This window comes from Luteolibacter sp. SL250, assembly GCF_026625605.1.
GTDB lineage: Bacteria > Verrucomicrobiota > Verrucomicrobiia > Verrucomicrobiales > Akkermansiaceae > Luteolibacter.
In genome coordinates this window covers 3,662,148-3,679,151 of the sequence record NZ_CP113054.1, presented here as the reverse complement: position 1 = coordinate 3,679,151, position 17,004 = coordinate 3,662,148, and the positions used below count along the sequence as shown (strand labels likewise).

Here is a 17,004-nt window from a genome sequence, read left to right as displayed (position 1 = left end):
GATTTACTGATTATTGGAGGAGATGATCTGAAGTCACCGACTCCGAAGCACCCGTCTTCCTAGTCAGTAAATCAGTGCAATCAGTGGTGATGAAACCGAACCCCATGGAATAGATCACATCAGGAATGGCCTTTCTCGCACCATGGTTCCTTGTTGGTCTGGCGGCGCTCGCGTTGCCGGTCCTGCTGCACCTGCGGAAGAACAGACCGAAGAAGAAGGTCGTCTTTTCCTCCCTCATGTTCCTGGAGGCCACGCCGCCGGTCACGCGGCGCAGCTCGAAACTCCAGGACATCCTGCTGCTCCTGCTGCGGTGCCTCGGGCTGGCGTTGCTGGTCATCGCCTTTTCCCGGCCGTTCTTCCGGCAGAATGAAAAGGCGGCCATGGCCGGTGGTGATGGGGTGATGAATTTCCTGCTCATCGACGCCAGCGCCAGCATGCGCGGCCAGCCGTTGGAGGGCGCGCTGGCGCAGGCGGGAAAGTTGATCGACGGACTGCCCGGTGACGACTGGATCGCGGTGGCGGCGTATGCGGAGAAGCTGCAGCCGCTGCTCGCCCCCGCCGCGTCGAAGGACGTCGTGCGCGGTGACCGGAAGTCCCACGCCCGCGCGATGGTCGGGGACATCAAGCCCGGCTGGAATGCCGCGAAGCCGGAGGCGGTGTGGACCGCCGCGGCGGCCATGGCAGGGGAGGTGGCGGACGGCGTGCCGGTCCGCATCCATGTCTTCAGCGACTTCAAGAAAGGCGGCGCGCACGAAGGCCTGCGCGGCGGCGATTGGCCGGAGGGCGTGTCGTTCGTCCTCCACCGGGTGGACCAGCCGGAAGGATGGACGAATGCCGGGGTGCAGGCATTGGCGGGCGGTGACCACCCCCGCGCCCGCATCTCGAATGCGGAAGGCTCCGCGAAGTCCGACTTCATCCTCGATTGGGGCCACGGTTCCGCCCCGCAGCCGATCTCCGTTCCGCCCGGTGAGTCCGCCGTGATGGACGCCCCGGAAGGCGTGAAAGGCGGAGGCACCGTGAAGCTTTCCGGTGACGGCCCCTCCTTCGACAACGACAGCGCATGGGCGCCGCTCATCCGGCCTACGGCACGCATCCGCTACATCGGCGCGGACGCCGCCACGGATGCCACCGGCAGCCTGTTCTTCCTCAGCCGGGCGATGCAGCCGACCGCCGCGTATGAGGTGGAAATCGCGGAGTCCGCCGCGCCGGACCTCACCGTGGCGTCCGTTCCGCTCGACGACGCGCAGGTTGCCTCCATCCGCGCCGTGCTGGAGGCAGGCGGGAATGTCCTGCTCACCCTGGCGGATGCGGCCGGTTCCAGCTCGCTGGGCCGCCTGATCGACGGAAGTGTCTCCGGGGCGGATGAGGCGGCGGTGGGGAACTTCGCGCTGCTGGGTGAGATCGACTTCGGCTCCAGTGTCTTCGCGCCGTTCGCGGATCCCCGCTACTCGGACTTCAGCGGCATCCGCTTCTGGAAGCACCGCATGCTGCCGGAGGCATGGATCGCGAAGGGGGCTGTGCTCGCCCGCTTCGACTCCGGGGAGCCCGCGTGGCTGCGCTATGAGGTCGGAAAGGGAGCACTGCACGTCCTCACCACCACTTGGCGTCCGGCGGACAGCCAGCTCGCCCTTTCCACGAAGTTCCCGCCGCTGCTGCACGCGCTGCTTTCCCAGTCACCCGCGCTCGCCGTGCGGGCGGCCAGATACACCGTCGGCCAGCCGGTGCCGTTGCCGGAGGGCGTCGCGGAGGTGGCGCTTCCCGATGGTACGAAGGTTCCCGTAGAAGCGGGCAAAGCGTTCATCCCCACCGCCCCCGGCCTCCACGTGGCGGGGAAGGAAACCTTCGCCGTCCAGATCGATCCCGCCGAAACGGAACTCACGCCCATGTCCGATGCGGATCTCAAGTCGCTGGGCCTTCCGTTCGATGCCGCAGCGGCTTCCGCCGGCACTTCCACCGCGGGAACCGATGTTTCCGATGCCGAGCGGGAAAGCCGCCAGCGCGTCGGCTGGTGGCTGCTCATCGCCGCCGCCGCGGCATTTCTCATCGAGACTCTCCTCGCCGCACGCCGGTCATCCGGAAGAACACCCACCCCTGACCCGATCCCCACATGATCGAAAAACTCCAGGACATCCTCGACGAGATCACGGACCGCCGCCGCCGGCAGCGGCTGCACCTCGGGCTGTCCGTGGTCTGGTGCGCTTCACTGGTCATCGCGATGCTGCTTTGGAAAGCCGGGCTGCCGCCGCGTGGCTGGCTGGGCATCCTTTCCGTCGCCGCCCTTTGCGCCAGCGCCGGTGTCTGGCTGTGGAGCCGCCGGATCACGGTGGACCCGCGCCGGGTTGCGAAGGACATCGAGGCGCAGAACCCCGCGCTCCGCACCGCCCTGCTGGCCGCGCTCGACCAGAAGATCGACGGCGAACCGACCTACCTCCAGCAGCGCGTCATCCTGGAGGCGCTCGTCTCCGCGAACCGGGACGGCTGGCTGGACCGTCTGCCGGAAGGACGCCTGCGGGTGTTCCAGGTCATGCAGACCGTGGGGCTGGTCATGCTGCTGCTGGCGCTGTTGTTCCTTTTCCGGTCCCATCTCCCAAAGGCGGCCACCACCACCGCACCGCAGGAAGTGGCGGCCACGGTCGTGGAGGAAATGGAATTTTCCGTCGAACCGGGGGATATCCGGATCGAGCGCGGCGCGCCGCTCACCGTGCAGGCCCATTTCATGAAGGGTCTGCCGGAAAGCGTGACGCTGGAGATCACGCCGGAGTCCGGCGGGGTGGTGAAGCTGCCGATGAACCGCCCGTTCACGGACCCGGTGTTCCATGCCCGCATCCCCGCCGTGGACGCGCCATCGAGCTACAAGGTGACCGCGGGCGGAAAGGAGAGCGCGGTTTTCAAGGTCACGCTCTATGACGTGCCCGCGCTGGAGAAGGTGGACGCCGTGGTCCACGCGCCGCCGCACCTCAATCTGCCGCCGGAGGAACTGGGGGATGTGCGGAAGATCAACGGCGTGGAGGGTGGAAGGCTGCAGCTTTCCCTGCACGCGAACCTTCCCGGCCTGGCGGTCACGCTCACCGCGAAGGACAAGCCCGCGGTCACGCTCGCCGCTACGGCGGAAAATCCGGCGGTCTATGCCGTGGACATCCCGCTGCGGGAAAGCGTCCGCTATGAGATGGTCCTCACCGACGCCGACGGCCGCCGGAACGGGCGGAAGGACATGCTCGACATCCGGGTCACGCGCAACAAGGCGCCGGTGGTGAAGGTCGTCCTGCCACGGAAGAACGACAAAGCCACCGCCATCCAGGAGGTGCGGCTGGAGGCACGCATCCAGGATGACTCGGAGATCGCCGCGCACGGCCTGCGCTACACGCTGGACGGAAAGGAATGGCATGAGGTCCCCGGAGCGAAGGTGCCGGGCGAAAAGGAGCCGCTCGTTTCCCATGTGGTCGATCTGGAGGCCATCGGCGCGAAGCCGAAGGACATCCTCATGTGGAACGCGTGGGCGGAGGACATCGGCCCGGACGGAAAGGTCCGCCATGTCAGCGGGGACATCCATCTGGTGCGGGTGCGGGATTTCGATGAGGAGTTCTACCAGCAGGCCGCGCCTCCGGGCGCCCCTCCCGGGCAAAGCCCCGCGGCGGACCTGGTGAAGATCCAGACCCAGATCCTCAATGGCACCTGGGCGGTGCTGCGTGACCACACGGAGATCACCGTCAGCGCGCCGGAGCGGTCGGAGCTGGAGACCCTGGTGAAGTCGCAGGAGGCGGCGGTGGAAATGTCGCGCGAGTTGGAAAAGGAACTGAAGGAACCGGAACTGCGCGAGTCCGTGGCCAATGCCCGGCTCGCCATGCTGGATGCCATCACCGAGCTGAAGGAAGCCTATGACAAGACCAGCGCGGAACCGCTGGGCGACGCCATCATGCACGAGCAGACAGCCCTGCGGCACCTGCACCAGCTCGCCAGCTCGAAGACCATCCTCATGACCGGCGCACAGGGCGCGGGGGAGTCCGGGTCCGACGACAAGCCGAAGGAGGATCTCGATCTGAAGAAGATGGAGAATCCCTATCAGGCCGAGAAATCCGCGAAGCCGGAATCCGGCGCGGAGGCCCGCGAGGCGATGGAGGTGCTCCAGCGGCTGGCGGATCTGGCGAAGCGCCAGCGCGATCTCAACGAGGAGATCAAGGAACTGCAGATGGCATTGAAAGAGGCGGACACCCCGGAGGAAAAGGCGGAACTGGAGCGGCGGTTGAAGCAGCTCCGCGACCAGCAGCGGGAACTGGCGGAGGACATGAACCGCCTCCAGGACAAGACGGAGGAGTCCGCGGACAAGACCGCGGCGGAGCAGAACAAGAAGGCGCTGGATGAGGCGCGCGAAAAGGCATCCCAGGCGGAGGCGGATCTCAGCGAGGGCAAGCTGGGCGATGCGCTCGCCGCCGGACGCCGCACCCAGGACTCGCTGGAAAAGGCGGAGCAGGACATGCGCGAGTCCGGCGCGGCGAAGCTGGGCGAGCAACTGCGTGAACTGCGGCAGGAAGCCCGCGCGCTCGACAAGGCGCAGAAGGAACTTTCCGCGAAGTCCCCACAGGAAGGCGGGGAAGGGGAGGAGGCGAAACCCTCCGAGGGTCCGCCCCGCCTCGGAGGCCTGCAGGCGGACGCGGCTGATCCCGTCCAGCGCCAGCGCGACGGACTGGACAAGCTGATGGAAGGCATGCGCGATGCGGCGGAAAATGCGGAGGCATCCCAGCCGCTGGTGGCGAACGATCTGGCGGAGGCCCTGCGCCACGCGGACCAAGCGGGCGTGGAAAAGGCGCTGGAGGAAATGCAGCAGTCCGGTGGGGTGGATGGCAGTTCCGCCCAAAGTGCCGCGAAGGCTGCGGAGGAGGGAATTTCCCAACTGACCACGGAGGTGGAGAAGACGGCCGAGCGCATCCTCGGCAATGAAGCGAAGGCCCTGCGCTACGCCCGCGAGGAACTCGAGAAGCTTTCCAATGAAATGGCGCAGGGCAAACAACCCGGCGAGGGGCAGGATGGGAAAGAGGGTGACGGAAAGGCTCCCGGCGAAAGTCAGGAAGGAAAGGAACAAGCCGGAAAGGGTGAAGGCGAAGGCAAGGAACCCGGCGGGGGCGAAGGCAAGGAGATGGCCGGAAATGAAGGCAAGGGCGGGGAGGGCAAGGAAGGTCAGCAACCCGGCGAAGGCGAGGGCCAGCAGGGAGAGGGAGATCAGAAAGGTCAGGCTGGAAAGGGCGGAAAAGACGGCGAAGGCCAGGAGGGAGAGCAAGGCCAAGCCGGAAAAGGCGAAGGTGAGGGTCAGGAAGGACAGCAGGGAGAGGGACAAGGACAGGGCCAGCAACCCGGCGGCATGGCCGGGAAAGATGGAGAAGGTGAGGGTAAAGGCGGCCAACCCGGTGAAGGGGACGCCACCGCACAGGCGGATGCGCCGGATGGCAAAGGTGGCGGCGACGGCGGCGGCAACAACCGCCGTGAGGACCGTGGCGGAGCGACGCGAGATGGCTTCGGCACCAGCGGCGGCGTCATCACTTCCGAAAGCTTCCGCGAATGGAGCGACCGCCTGCATGACATCGGCGCGGTCATTGAGGATCCGCAGGCCCGCTCCGCCGTGGCGCGCGCGGTGAAGACCAGCCGCGACCTGCGCCGCGACTTCAAGCGCCACAGCAAGGAACCCGGTGAGGCGGAGGTCCGGGCCGGGGTGGTGGAGCCGCTCACGGAGGCGGTCCGTGCGCTGGACGCGCGGCTGCGCGAGCTGAACAAGGAGAACCCGCTGGCACCCATCGGGCGGGACCCGGTGCCGGACCGGTATTCGGAGGTGGTGAGGCGTTATTTCGAGGAACTCGGCAAATGAAGATCGTCTGGGCGGAAAACGGGTGGCTCGTCCCGGGATTGGTGGTGCTGGCGGTGGTCGCGGTCGTGCTGGCCGCGGGCTATGCGCGCCGCCGTGACGTGCCGCCGGGCGTCCGCTGGGCCGCCGCGTTCCTGAAGCTGCTCGGCTTCGCCTTCATCCTCGTCTTCATCCTGCGGCCGGAGGTCATCCGGTCTTCCGCCCGCCCAGGTGCCAACCACTGGGTCATCCTTTCCGACAACAGCGCCAGCATGACCATCAAGGACCGTGCGGACGGAAAGTCCCACGCGGAACGGTTGGGGGAGGCCATGGGGCCTGCCGACGGCGGCTGGAGGAAGGAACTGGCGGAACATTTCACCGTCGATCATTTCACCTTCGACTCCCGCCTGCGGAAGCAGCCCACGGATTCCGCGATGGATTTCAAGGGCACGGCCTCCGCGCTGTCCGGAGCGCTCGACGCGCTGCGCGGCAGATACGAGGGCCGCCCGCTCGCCGGGGTGCTGGTCCTCACGGATGGCAGCCCCACGGACACGCTTCCCACGGAGGGGATCTTGCCCGGCTCGCCGCCCGTCTTCCCGCTGGTCCTCCATCGCGGGGATTCCGTGGTGGACCTTTCCATCCCGTCCGCCACCGCCCAGGTCACCCTCTTCGAGGACGCTCCCGTCATGGTGGACGCCACGGTTTCCGCGCGCGGCGTGAAGGGGAAAACCATCATCGCCACCCTGCGGGAGTCCGGGACGGACATCGTGCTGGGCGAGCAGCGGCGCGTCATTTCCGGCGATGACGAGACATGGATGGTCCGCTTCCAGGCAAAGCCGAAGGACTCCGGCGTTTCCTTCACGGAGGTGGATGTCCGCATGGAGGATCCGGACGGCCCCGCGGAGGCCACGCTGGAGAACAACAAACGCGGCGTCGCCGCCAACCGCGATGCGGGACCCTACCGCGTACTCTACACCGGCGGCCGGCCGAACTATGAGCACAAGTTCCTCCAGCGCGCGCTGGAAGGCGACTCCGAGGTGCGCATGACCAGCCTGCTCCGCATCGCCAAGCGCGAGCCGAAGTTCGACTTCCGCGGCCGCCAGGGTGAGAACACGAACCCGCTCTACCGCGGCTTCGAGTCGCACGATGACGTGGAGCGTTTCGACGAGGCCGTCTTCATCCGCCTGAACACCACCAGTCCGGAGGAACTCAGCGCCGGCTTCCCGCGCACGCCGGAGGAGATCTTCCCGTTCGAGACCATCATCATCGATGACGCGGAGGCGGCGATGTTCGACCACGAACAGCAGCGGTTGCTGCAACGCTTCGTTTCCGAAAGGGGCGGCGGCCTCATCGTGCTGGGCGGCATGGAGTCGCTGGATGCGGGTGGATTCAAAGGCACGCCCATCGGCGAGATGCTGCCCGTTTATCTCGATCCGGAGACGCCGGGCGGGGAACCGCTGGCCGGGAAATACGAACTCACCCGTGAGGGGAAGCTGGAGCCATGGGCGCGGCTGAAGGACAACGAGGGCGATGAGGACGCCCGCATCGCCGCGATGCCGGACTTCCGGAACGTCCACAAGCTGCCCGCCATCCGCCCCGGCTCGACGGAGGTGGCGCGGCTCGCCCTGCCGGACGGCGGCCACGCGCCCGCGCTGGTCACCCGTCGTTTCGGCCGTGGCCGCACCGCCGTGCTGGCCATCACGGACTACTGGCGCTGGGGCATGACGCGGCCGGAGGCGCATGCGGAGATGGAGAAGTCGTGGCGGCAGACGCTGCGTTGGCTGCTGGCGGACGTGCCGCGCCGCCTCACCGTGAAGCCGGAGGGTGACGCCATCGCGGTGGAGCTGTTCGGCGCGGATTTCCGCCCGGACGAATCCGCCTCCGTCTCGCTGAAGGTGAAACGCCCGGACGGCACGTGGACGAACATTGCCGCCCGCCCGCATCCGGAGAAGCCCGGCATCATGCAGGCCGCCTTTCACTCCAACGATCCGGGGAGCTACCTGGTCGAGGCCGCCACCCGCGCCACGGAAAAGCAACCCGCCCTCACCGCGCGCGCCGGCTGGGTGGTCAACTCCCTGCAGGACGAATACCGGTCCCTGCGCCCGGACATGGAGGCCATGAACCGCCTCGCCTCCGCCACCGGTGGCCGCGTCCTGTCCGTGGCGGATCTCTCCGGATTCGTGGACAGCATCAAAAACCTGCCCGTGCCGGTCACCGAAACCCGTCGCGAACCCCTCTGGCATTCGCCCGCCTGGCTCGCCCTCGCGCTGGCCTGCTTTGTCGGGGAATGGGGGCTGAGAAGATGGAAACGACTTCCGTGATGAAAAGGAATCAACCGCAGATGAACGCAATCGGAGCGCAGCGGAGATGGGCGAACAGTCTGTCCAGCGTTGAGCCAAATAAACGCAGATCAGAGAATAGGGTTAAAAATACCTTCTTCCATCTGTGTTCATCTGCGTTCATCTGCGGTTTATATCTTCTCCCTTCTGCTGGAGCTGCGGAAGAGGAAAAGCGTGACATGCTCATCGTCGTCAGCGAGCCGGGGGAGCAGCGCTATGAAGCGGACTTCCGCAAGCAGGGGGAGGTGTGGAAGCAGACGGCGGAGAAAGGGAACTTCGCCGCCACTGTCATCGGCATGGAACAGGAAGGGGAGGGCGGGGACCGCGCCGCTCTGGAGAAGGCCGTCGCCGCGCTGCCGAAGGACGGCGGGGACCTCTGGTTGGTGTGGATCGGCCACGGCAGCTTTGATGGCCGCACGGCGAACTTCAACCTGCGCGGCCGCGACATTTCCTCCGGGGAGCTGAAGGAACTGCTCGCCCCGTTCACCCGTCGCCTGGTCATCCTCAACCTGTTTTCCGCCAGCTCTCCGTTCCTGAAGGATCTGTCCGCGGAGAACCGCGTCATCATCGGTGCGACCCGCAGCGACGGGGAGCGGAACTACACCCGCTTCGGCGGGGCCATGGCGGAGGCCCTCACCGCCGCGGATGCGGACTTGGACCGTGACGGCGCGGTGTCCCTCATCGAGGCCACCCTGACCGCCTCTTCCAAGGTGCGCGCCTTCTACGAGGACGCCCAGCGGGTGATGCAGGAGCACGCCGTCATCGACGACAACGGCGACGGCACCGGTACCCAGGCGGAGACCTTCAAGGGCCTGCGCGCGGGCACGAAACCCGCCGGCGGAAAGCCCGCCGATGGCATGGTCGCCCGGGAGATCCATTTCCTCAAACCCACCGTCGATCCCCTGGACCCCGCCGCCCGCGAAAAGCGTGCCGCCCTGGAAGCGGAGATCGAAACCCTCCGCGAAAAGAAAAAGGGCATGCCGGAGGACGACTACTACCGCCAGCTAGAGATCCTGATGCGGAAAATGGCGGGATTATATCAGTAAGGAGGGAGGACACTCCTGTCCTCCGGCTGCAATGGCGAATCATCAAAAATTCACCGCAAAGACGCAAAGGCCGCGAAGGATGAGAAAAGAAGAAAGCAGGATCTTCAAATTTCTTTCGATTCGTTCGATTCGTGAACCTCCATCTTTTTCTCCTCCTGAAAACTGAACACTGAAAACTTCTCCTTCTTATTTCGCCAATGCCGCCGAGGGACAGGAGTGTCCCTCCTCCTTACTCCCATGCCGGCGCGGAGAAGGTTCCCACGCTTGCCCGAACCCGTCTCCGGTGATTTGCTTGCGGAAATGAGAGCGCGTTTGACGAAGGATTTCCGTTTTGAGGCGGCCCACACCCTGCCCAGCCTGCCGGAGGGGCACAAGTGCCGGCAGATGCACGGCCACAGCTTCAAGGTGGAGATCTCCGTCGAGGGGGAGGTGGACGAGACCATCGGCTGGATCTACGACCACAAGGTCATTTCGCAGGCCATGAACCCGCTGCTCGAACAGCTCGACCACGGCTACCTCAACGACATCCCCGGTCTGGAAAGCCCCACCATCGAGCGCATGGCCGCGTGGTTCTGGCGGCACCTCGCCCCCCAGCTCCCCGGGCTGGCGGAGATCGTCATTTTTGAGACCCCCACCGCCCGCTGTTCGTTCAAGGGGGAGTTCTGAGACGGGGGCGGAACGCTTGAAAACCGGACTTCCCCGCCCGCGAAACGGTGGTAGATTTCCGGGCATGAAATTGATCCGATTCGGGGACGCGGGAAGGGAGGAGCCGGGGGTGTTGCTTGCGGATGGCCGGAAGATCGATGCCAGCGGTGAGTTCAATGACTACGACGAGGGATTCTTCGCCTCAGGCGGACTGGAGTCCCTCGCGGAGTGGGTGGAGGGCGGTTGTCCGGGTGGGGTTGAAATCGACCCGCAGGCCCGGCTCGGTCCGCCGGTGAACCGCCCCTCGAAGATCGTCTGCGTCGGCAGGAACTACATCGAGCACGTGAAGGAACTCGACGGGGACATCCCTGCGGAGCCGACGCTTTTCATGAAGGCGACCACAGCGTGGAGCGGTCCTTCGGATGACGTCATCATCCCCCGTGGCTCGACCAAGCTGGACTACGAGGTGGAACTGGCGGTCGTGATCGGCCAGTTGGCCAGCTATGTGGAGGAGGTGGACGCGCTTTCCCACGTCGCGGGGTACTCGACGTTCTGTGATTTCTCCGAACGTGCCTTCCAGAAGGAAATGGGCGGTCAGTGGGTGAAAGGGAAAAGCTGCGACAGCTTCGCGCCCATGGGGCCGTGGCTGATGACGGCGGATGAGGTCCCGGACCCGCAGAAGCTCCGCCTGTGGACCACGGTGAACGGGGAACTGAGGCAGAACGGCTACACCGGCGACATGATTTTCTCCGTCCGGCAGATCGTCAGTTACATCAGCCGTTTCATGACCTTGCTGCCCGGGGATGTGATCATCACCGGCACGCCCAGCGGCGTGGCCATGGGGATGACCCCGCCGAAGTACCTCCAGTGCGGGGACTTCGTGGAATGCGGCGTGGAAGGCCTCGGCCAGACCGGGCACCGCGTGGTGGCCCTGCCATGATCCTGCCGTGAAGAGGAAACTCGTCATCGCCATGCGGCCGTGGCCGAAGCCGAAGGGCGGGCCGCACCGGGTCGTGTGCCATTTCTGCGACACCCTGCACGAGTCCGTGCCGGTGCCGGAGGGAACGGCGGCGCGCTGCGTCAGGTGTGACGCGCTGCTCTACCAGAACCGCTGCGCCTCCCTGGTGCGGGCGACTTCGTTTTCCCTCACCGCGCTGCTCCTCATGATCATCGTCCACACCTTCCCGTTCATGAGCATGGACGCGGGGGGCATGCGGACCACCCTCACCCCCATGGGCGCCGCGCTGGCCCTGGTCAACGACGGCAGCCCCATCGTCGGTTGTGCGGTCGCCCTTTTCACCATGCTCACCCCGCTGGTCATGTCCGGGGGGCTGATCTATGTCTGCGGACCGCTGCTGTGGGGGAAGGCCGCTCCGGGAGCGATGCGGGTCGCCCGCTGGCTCACGCTCACGGAGCCGTGGAACATGATCGAGGTGTTCCTGCTCGGCGTCCTCGTCAGCCTGATGAAGCTAGGGAAAATGGCGGACCTCCACTTCGGGGTCGGCTTCTGGGCCTTCGCCGTCCTGATGTTGGCGATGGCGGCCGCCGTGGCGGGGATCGACCGCGAGGAACTTTGGGACCGTCTGGAGGTGGCGAAGGAATGAGCCATCCACCGCGTGGTGGCCCGTTGGGGCTGGCAGGCTGCCATGCCTGCGGCAAGGTTTCGCCGGAAAGCCTGGGCAGATGCCCCCGCTGTGGCACCCACCTGCACATCCGGAAGCCGAACAGCATCCAGCGTACCGTCGCCCTGCTGATCGCCGCGACGGTGCTCTACGTCCCGGCCATGGCTCTGCCGATCATGACGGTGCTGGAGTTCGGCGGCACCGCGAACAAGACCATCATCGCGGGCATGATGGAGTTCTGGGAGAGTGGGGCCTATCCCATCGCCATCGTCATCTTCACCGCCTCCATCCTCATCCCGATGCTGAAGATCGTGGCACTGGTCTGGCTGTGTGCCGCGGCCACGGGCAAGGTTGATCCCTCGCCGAAGATCCTGGGGAAGGTCTACTGGCTGACGGAACTCCTCGGCCGCTGGTCGATGGTGGATATCTTCGTCGTCGCGATTCTGGTGGCCATGGTCCAGCTCGGCGCCTATATGCGGGTCCTGCCGGGGCCGGGGGCATTGGCCTTCGGTGGGGTCGTCATCCTGACGATGTTCGCCGCCATGAATTTCGATCCACGTTTGCTTTGGGATCAGCTTGAGCGTATGGAAACCCCGCCCGAGAAAGAAGAATCACCGTGAGCGAAACCGACACCCCTCCCGCAGCAACCCCGCAGTTCAAAGCCGCGCAACGGTGGAACGTCGTGTGGGTGGTGCCCATCCTCGCCCTGCTCATCGGCGGCTGGCTGGCCTACCGCAGCATCACCTCGAAAGGGCCGGAAATCCGTATTTCCTTCGAGACCGCGGACGGCATCGTCTCCGGAAAGACCGAGGTCCGGTGCCGCTCGGTCCGGGTGGGATATGTCACGGATGTGGAGCTTGCCACGAATCTGAAGAATGTCTCCATCACCGTGCGCATGGATCCGGAGGGATCCCATCTGCTCCAGCGGGGGACGAACTTCTGGGTCGTGCGGCCGCGGGTCTCCGCCACGGACATTTCGGGATTGGGCACCTTGTTGACCGGTGCCTACATCGAGCTGGATCCGGGGCCGAAGACAGGAGATGACAAGGTCAGGGATTTCGTTGGCAAGGAACGGCCCCCGGCCACCAGCCTGAGCGTCCCCGGCCGGCGGCTGAAGCTGAGGGCGGACGAGGCCGGATCGCTGGTCCAGGGATCCCCCGTCTACTTCCGTGGATTCGAGGTCGGCCGCATCGAAAGCCGTGAACTCGCGAAGGATGGCAAGAGCCTGGAATACGACGCCTTCATCCGCCAGGACTGGGGATGGCTCATCACGGAGAACACCCGCTTCTGGAACACCAGCGGCATCGACGTCACGGCGGATGCGGACGGGGTCAGGCTGCGCACGCCTTCCTTCCAGGCCATGGTTTCCGGCGGGGTGGAGTTCGGCGTGCCGGAGGGCATCGAGGACGGCCAGCAGGTCGAGGATGGAACGACCTTCATCGTCTATAAGAACCATGACGCGGCGGTGAACTCCACCTTCGCGCCGACGGTGCAGTTCCTGCTGTTGTTCGACCAATCCGTGCGCGGACTGGCCAAGGGCGCGCCCGTGGAGTTCCGCGGCATCCAGATCGGCAGGGTGGTGGGGGTTTCGCTCGACTACAATCCGGTGAGGGAAGACCGGCGCATTCCCGTGCTCATCGAGATCGATCCCGCCCTGCTCCGCGCGGAGACCCGGGAGAGGCTGAAAGATCCCCAATACCAGTTCATGGCAAATGCCGTCAGCCGGGGGATGCGCGCCACCCTCAAGACCGGAAGCCTCCTCACCGGCGCGAAATTCGTCGATCTGGACTACCATGTGGATCCTCCCCATGCGGAGATTTTCATGACGGGTGAGTACAGGACGCTGCCGACGGTTTCCTCCGGCTTCGACCAACTGGAGGCCAAGGTCAACGTCATCCTCGACAAGATCGCCGCCCTGCCGCTGGACGAGACGATGACGAAGATCAACGCGCTGGCGGAAGAGTCCACCAAAACCGCGGCGGACGCCCGGGCGACCCTCAAGGAGATCGAGACCACCGCGGCTTCCCTGCGCAAGACGCTGGACGATCCCGCGTTCAGGGACCTGCCCACGGATCTGAAAAGCACCCTCGCTTCATTGGAGAAATCGGTCTCCAGCGTCGGTCCGGATGGTGCCATCCAGGGAGATCTCCTGCGCACGCTGGATGAGCTGCGCCACGCGCTGCGTTCGATTTCATCCACCTCCACGACCATCGGTGAAAAGCCCAGTTCGCTGCTATGGGGCAAGGATTCCTCCGGAAACCCGAAACCGAAAGCACCGCGCGGGAGGTGATCCCTGGAACAAGCGCCGCTTGTCGGACTGGGACCGCGGAATTTATTCCGCCCCGGAGAATCCAGCCAGCGAAGCCAAGCGGAATGAATTCCGCGGTCCCAGTGGTCCAATCCTTGATCCGCTACTCCCGAGTCCACACCATCACACCAGCTCCGCGGCGATGGGATCGACCAGCGCCCGGCCGCGGTGGACCAGCACCAGGCGTCCGTCCGCCATCACCGCCAGCCCCTCATCCGCGAGGAACCCCGCGTGCCGCCTTCCGTCCTCATCCAGCAGATCCAGCGGGATGCCTTCCTTTGTCCGCAGCCCGAGCGCGATCCGCTCCAGCCGTGTGGCCTCCGCGTCCAGCGCCTCCGACTCATGGATGGCATGGCCCAGTGACTCCACCTGGCGGATGTAGCCGTTGGTGTCCGGTAGGTTCCGGTGCCGTTGGCCGGCAACGGTGGAGACGGAGGATGGCCCCAGCCCCAGATAGTCCTCGCCCATCCAGTAGCCGCGGTTGTGGGAGGAGTGATGGCCGGGCTTCGCGTAGTTGGAGGTTTCGTAGTGGTCGAACCCGGCATCCGTGAGCAGCGCGTCCGCGAGGTGGAAATACTCCGCGTCCTGGTCTTCGTCCTCCTTCATCTCCCCGCGCCGCAGCGAGTCGAAGAAAGCGGTGTCCTCCTCATACGTCAGGTTGTAGGCGGAGATGTGGTCCGGTTTCAGGGAGATGGCGTGCCGCAGTGTCTGCTCCCAGTCGTCCTTCGACTGTCCCGGGATGGAAAACATCAGGTCGATGTTCACCGACGGCATGCCAGCCGCCCGCAGGATGCCCACCGCCTCGCTGGCCTGCTCCACGGAATGCTCCCGCCCCAGGATCTCCAGCACGTGCGGCGTGAACGACTGGATGCCCAGCGACACGCGGGTCACCCCCAGCTCGCGGAAAAGCCGGGCTTTCTTCAGGTCGAAGGTCGCCGGGTTCGCCTCCAGCGTCACCTCGTCCAGCGTGGGGAAATCAAGATGCTCATGGAGAGCGGAGAACATCCTCCGCAGGTGGGAGGGGGACAGCATGCTGGGCGTACCTCCGCCCAGGTAGATGGTGCGCGGTTTTTCCTCCAGCCCTCCCAGCCGGTGGCGTGCCTCCGCCGCCAGCGCGTCCACGAACGCACCGATGGGCGTGTCCCCAGGCGTGTGCTTGTAGAACGAGCAGTAGGGGCAGACCCGGTGGCAGAACGGGATATGGAGGTAGAGGAGCAGGGCGGGACTACGGATTATGGATGATCAACAGGAGGGCGCTGGGAGCGCTGGTCTCCAGACCGGCGTCTTCTTCTTCCCCATCAACCCTCCGAAACCCGCGCGACATACTTCCCGGCCGCCTGGCGGATGAGCGGGGCGACGTCCGTTTCCGGGCGGGCGAAGGGTGGAACGAACCACGGGAACGAGCCGATGAGATCCGTGACCACGGCCACCTCTCCGTCGCAGTTGCCGTCGCCGCAGCCGATGCCGATGGTGGGCACGGGGATGGAGTCGGTCAGCAGCTTCGCCGTTTTCGGCACCACGGACTCCAGCACGATGGCGGAAACCCCGGCTCCGACGATGGCCTGTGCGCCGCGCAGCAACTCGTCCGCCTGTTCGGGCGTCTTGCCCTTCTTGCGGTAGCCGCCTTCCTCCACCACGCGCTGGGGCAGCATGCCCAGGTGGCCGATGACAGGGATGCCGGCGTCCACGATCGCGCGGATGATCCCGGCCTGGTGGACCCCGCCTTCCAGTTTCACCGCATCCGCACCCGCCGCGGCGAGGAGCTTCGCGTTGGCCACAGCCTGGTCAGGGGCATCATAGGAGTGGATGGGCAGGTCCGCCAGCAGCAGGGCCTTCGGCTTCGCGCGGGCCACGGCGGCGGTGTGGTGGAGCATGTGCTCCATCGTCACATGGGTGGTGTCGGGAAAGCCCAGCACCACCATGCCCAGGGAGTCCCCCACCAGCAGGAGATCCACGCCCGCTTCATCCAGCAGACGTGCGGTGGGATAGTCGTAGGCCGTGAGGGCCGAAATGGGGCGGCCGTTTTTCCGGAGGCGGAGGTTGGCGGATTTGCTGGTGTCTGTCACAGGATGCGTGGCGGAAGTTTATGGCCGCGCCGACGAAGAGCCACGCGAATTTTTCGGGAAATGCCTTCCTTGTCGGGTAGCGGAAGTCGTGAGACTTCCGGTGGTGGGGAAGTCCATGGGAAGCCGGAGCTTGTTTCCTGGGTGACATGCACCCCGCCGGATCTCTCACGAGATCCGCTACGCTTCACGGGATTCTCCACGCTCCCTTCAGGAAATGGTGACCTGGAGGACGGTGGCATCGTCCCCGGCCACCAGTGGTGAGGCCCCTTTCGGCAGAAGCAAGAAGCTGCCTTTTCCAAAAATCAGCCCGGAAGCGGAGGACACACTGCCATGGACGACGGAGAGGATGGAGAACCGCTTTCCGTCAGGATTGCCGATGGCATCGCCCGCGCCGAGCGTCACCCGGTCCGTGCGGAAAAATTCACATGCCGCCAGTGCCGGGCCCTCCGGGGCATCCATCATCGGTTCGAAATCGCCGAAGTCGATGCTGGCCAAGGACTGCTCCACATGGAGTTCGCGCGGCTTGCCGTCCAGACCCACGCGGTTCCAGTCGAACACCCGGTAGGTGGTGTCCGAATTCTGCTGGATCTCATGGATCAGGAAACCGGCGCCGATGGCGTGCAGGCGGCCGGACGGGATGAAAATGGAGTCACCGGGGGAGGGGGAGACGGAGTGGACCAGATCCGCCACGGTGCCGTCCGCCACGGCCCGTTCGAAGTCCGGGCGGGTCACGCCGTCTTTCAATCCCACGTATAGCTTCGCGCCCGGGCAGCGGTCCGCGATGTACCACATCTCGGTCTTCGGCTCGCCACCGAGCTGCTCCGCCAGATGGAGCGGTGGGTGGACCTGGATGGAAAGGTCGTCCCTGGAGTCCAGGATTTTGATCAGAATGGGGAAGCGTCCGGAGTCCGGGAGATCCACGCCGAAGATTTCCTCCCGGTGGGCGGTCCACAGGTCGTGGAGGGTCAGGCCGTCGAACGGCCCGCCGTCCACGATGGATTGCTCATCCGGTCGATCCACGATTTCCCAGGATTCACCATAGGGACTCTCCGCATCGGGCAGGGTGCGGCCATAGACACGCTCCAGTTCCCGGCCGCCCCAGACGCGCTGCATGTAGAGAGGGTGAAAGCGGATGGGTTCCATGCGGA

General features: G+C 65.5%; 12 protein-coding genes. 9 read left to right on the top strand and 3 right to left on the bottom strand.

Annotation, left to right across the window (positions count from 1 at the left end):
* Positions 1-125: 125 nt before the first annotated feature.
* The 9 genes from OVA24_RS15950 (at position 126) to pqiB (ending at position 13,772) form a co-directional block, all read left to right on the top strand.
* Positions 126-2,111, top strand: coding sequence for an N-terminal double-transmembrane domain-containing protein (locus OVA24_RS15950; protein WP_267670948.1), 1,986 nt, complete (start codon positions 126-128; stop codon positions 2,109-2,111).
* On the top strand, positions 2,108-5,854 hold the full coding sequence (locus tag OVA24_RS15945) for a hypothetical protein (RefSeq protein WP_267670946.1): 3,747 nt from the start codon (positions 2,108-2,110) through the stop codon (positions 5,852-5,854). The genes OVA24_RS15950 and OVA24_RS15945 overlap by 4 nt, the downstream gene beginning before the upstream one ends.
* Positions 5,851-8,151, top strand: coding sequence for a hypothetical protein (locus OVA24_RS15940; protein WP_267670945.1), 2,301 nt, complete (start codon positions 5,851-5,853; stop codon positions 8,149-8,151). Before OVA24_RS15945 ends, OVA24_RS15940 begins: the two co-directional genes overlap by 4 nt.
* 197 nt (positions 8,152-8,348) lie before the next feature.
* Positions 8,349-9,215: a hypothetical protein gene (locus OVA24_RS15935; protein WP_267670943.1), complete on the top strand. Its 867-nt coding sequence runs from the start codon at positions 8,349-8,351 to the stop codon at positions 9,213-9,215.
* A gap of 300 nt (positions 9,216-9,515) precedes the next feature.
* A complete protein-coding gene (queD, locus tag OVA24_RS15930) occupies positions 9,516-9,881 on the top strand; it encodes a 6-carboxytetrahydropterin synthase QueD (protein WP_267670942.1) in 366 nt (121 codons plus the stop codon).
* A gap of 64 nt (positions 9,882-9,945) precedes the next feature.
* Positions 9,946-10,800: a fumarylacetoacetate hydrolase family protein gene (locus tag OVA24_RS15925; protein WP_267670941.1), complete on the top strand. Its 855-nt coding sequence runs from the start codon at positions 9,946-9,948 to the stop codon at positions 10,798-10,800.
* A 7-nt stretch (positions 10,801-10,807) separates the two neighbouring features.
* Positions 10,808-11,464: a paraquat-inducible protein A gene (locus OVA24_RS15920; RefSeq protein WP_267670940.1), complete on the top strand. Its 657-nt coding sequence runs from the start codon at positions 10,808-10,810 to the stop codon at positions 11,462-11,464.
* Positions 11,461-12,102 carry a paraquat-inducible protein A gene (locus OVA24_RS15915; protein WP_267670939.1) on the top strand — a complete coding sequence of 214 codons (642 nt, stop codon included), beginning with the start codon at positions 11,461-11,463 and terminating at the stop codon, positions 12,100-12,102. The genes OVA24_RS15920 and OVA24_RS15915 overlap by 4 nt, the downstream gene beginning before the upstream one ends.
* Positions 12,099-13,772 carry an intermembrane transport protein PqiB gene (gene pqiB / locus OVA24_RS15910; protein WP_267670938.1) on the top strand — a complete coding sequence of 558 codons (1,674 nt, stop codon included), beginning with the start codon at positions 12,099-12,101 and terminating at the stop codon, positions 13,770-13,772. Before OVA24_RS15915 ends, pqiB begins: the two co-directional genes overlap by 4 nt.
* 141 nt (positions 13,773-13,913) lie before the next feature.
* Here pqiB and hemW read toward each other — a convergent pair whose 3' ends face one another.
* The 3 genes from hemW to OVA24_RS15895 all read right to left on the bottom strand — a co-directional run bounded on the left by hemW (position 13,914) and on the right by OVA24_RS15895 (position 16,999).
* Complete coding sequence (gene hemW / locus OVA24_RS15905; RefSeq protein WP_267675291.1) at positions 13,914-15,008, bottom strand: radical SAM family heme chaperone HemW; 1,095 nt, start codon at positions 15,006-15,008, stop codon at positions 13,914-13,916.
* Between the two features lie 80 nt (positions 15,009-15,088).
* Complete coding sequence (panB, locus tag OVA24_RS15900) at positions 15,089-15,856, bottom strand: 3-methyl-2-oxobutanoate hydroxymethyltransferase (protein ID WP_267670936.1); 768 nt, start codon at positions 15,854-15,856, stop codon at positions 15,089-15,091.
* A 207-nt stretch (positions 15,857-16,063) separates the two neighbouring features.
* Complete coding sequence (locus tag OVA24_RS15895; protein WP_267670935.1) at positions 16,064-16,999, bottom strand: type I phosphomannose isomerase catalytic subunit; 936 nt, start codon at positions 16,997-16,999, stop codon at positions 16,064-16,066.
* Positions 17,000-17,004 lie beyond the last annotated feature (5 nt).

What these genes read in the sequence shown, in the direction of transcription:
- OVA24_RS15950 (WP_267670948.1), top strand. Translation starts at nt 126, where the DNA reads ATGGCCTTTCTCGCACCATGGTTCCTTGTTGGTCTGGCGGCGCTCGCG.
- OVA24_RS15945 (WP_267670946.1), top strand. Translation starts at nt 2,108, where the DNA reads ATGATCGAAAAACTCCAGGACATCCTCGACGAGATCACGGACCGCCGC.
- OVA24_RS15940 (WP_267670945.1), top strand. Translation starts at nt 5,851, where the DNA reads ATGAAGATCGTCTGGGCGGAAAACGGGTGGCTCGTCCCGGGATTGGTG.
- OVA24_RS15935 (WP_267670943.1), top strand. Translation starts at nt 8,349, where the DNA reads ATGCTCATCGTCGTCAGCGAGCCGGGGGAGCAGCGCTATGAAGCGGAC.
- queD (WP_267670942.1), top strand. Translation starts at nt 9,516, where the DNA reads ATGAGAGCGCGTTTGACGAAGGATTTCCGTTTTGAGGCGGCCCACACC.
- OVA24_RS15925 (WP_267670941.1), top strand. Translation starts at nt 9,946, where the DNA reads ATGAAATTGATCCGATTCGGGGACGCGGGAAGGGAGGAGCCGGGGGTG.
- OVA24_RS15915 (WP_267670939.1), top strand. Translation starts at nt 11,461, where the DNA reads ATGAGCCATCCACCGCGTGGTGGCCCGTTGGGGCTGGCAGGCTGCCAT.
- OVA24_RS15895 (WP_267670935.1), bottom strand. Translation starts at nt 16,999, where the DNA reads ATGGAACCCATCCGCTTTCACCCTCTCTACATGCAGCGCGTCTGGGGC.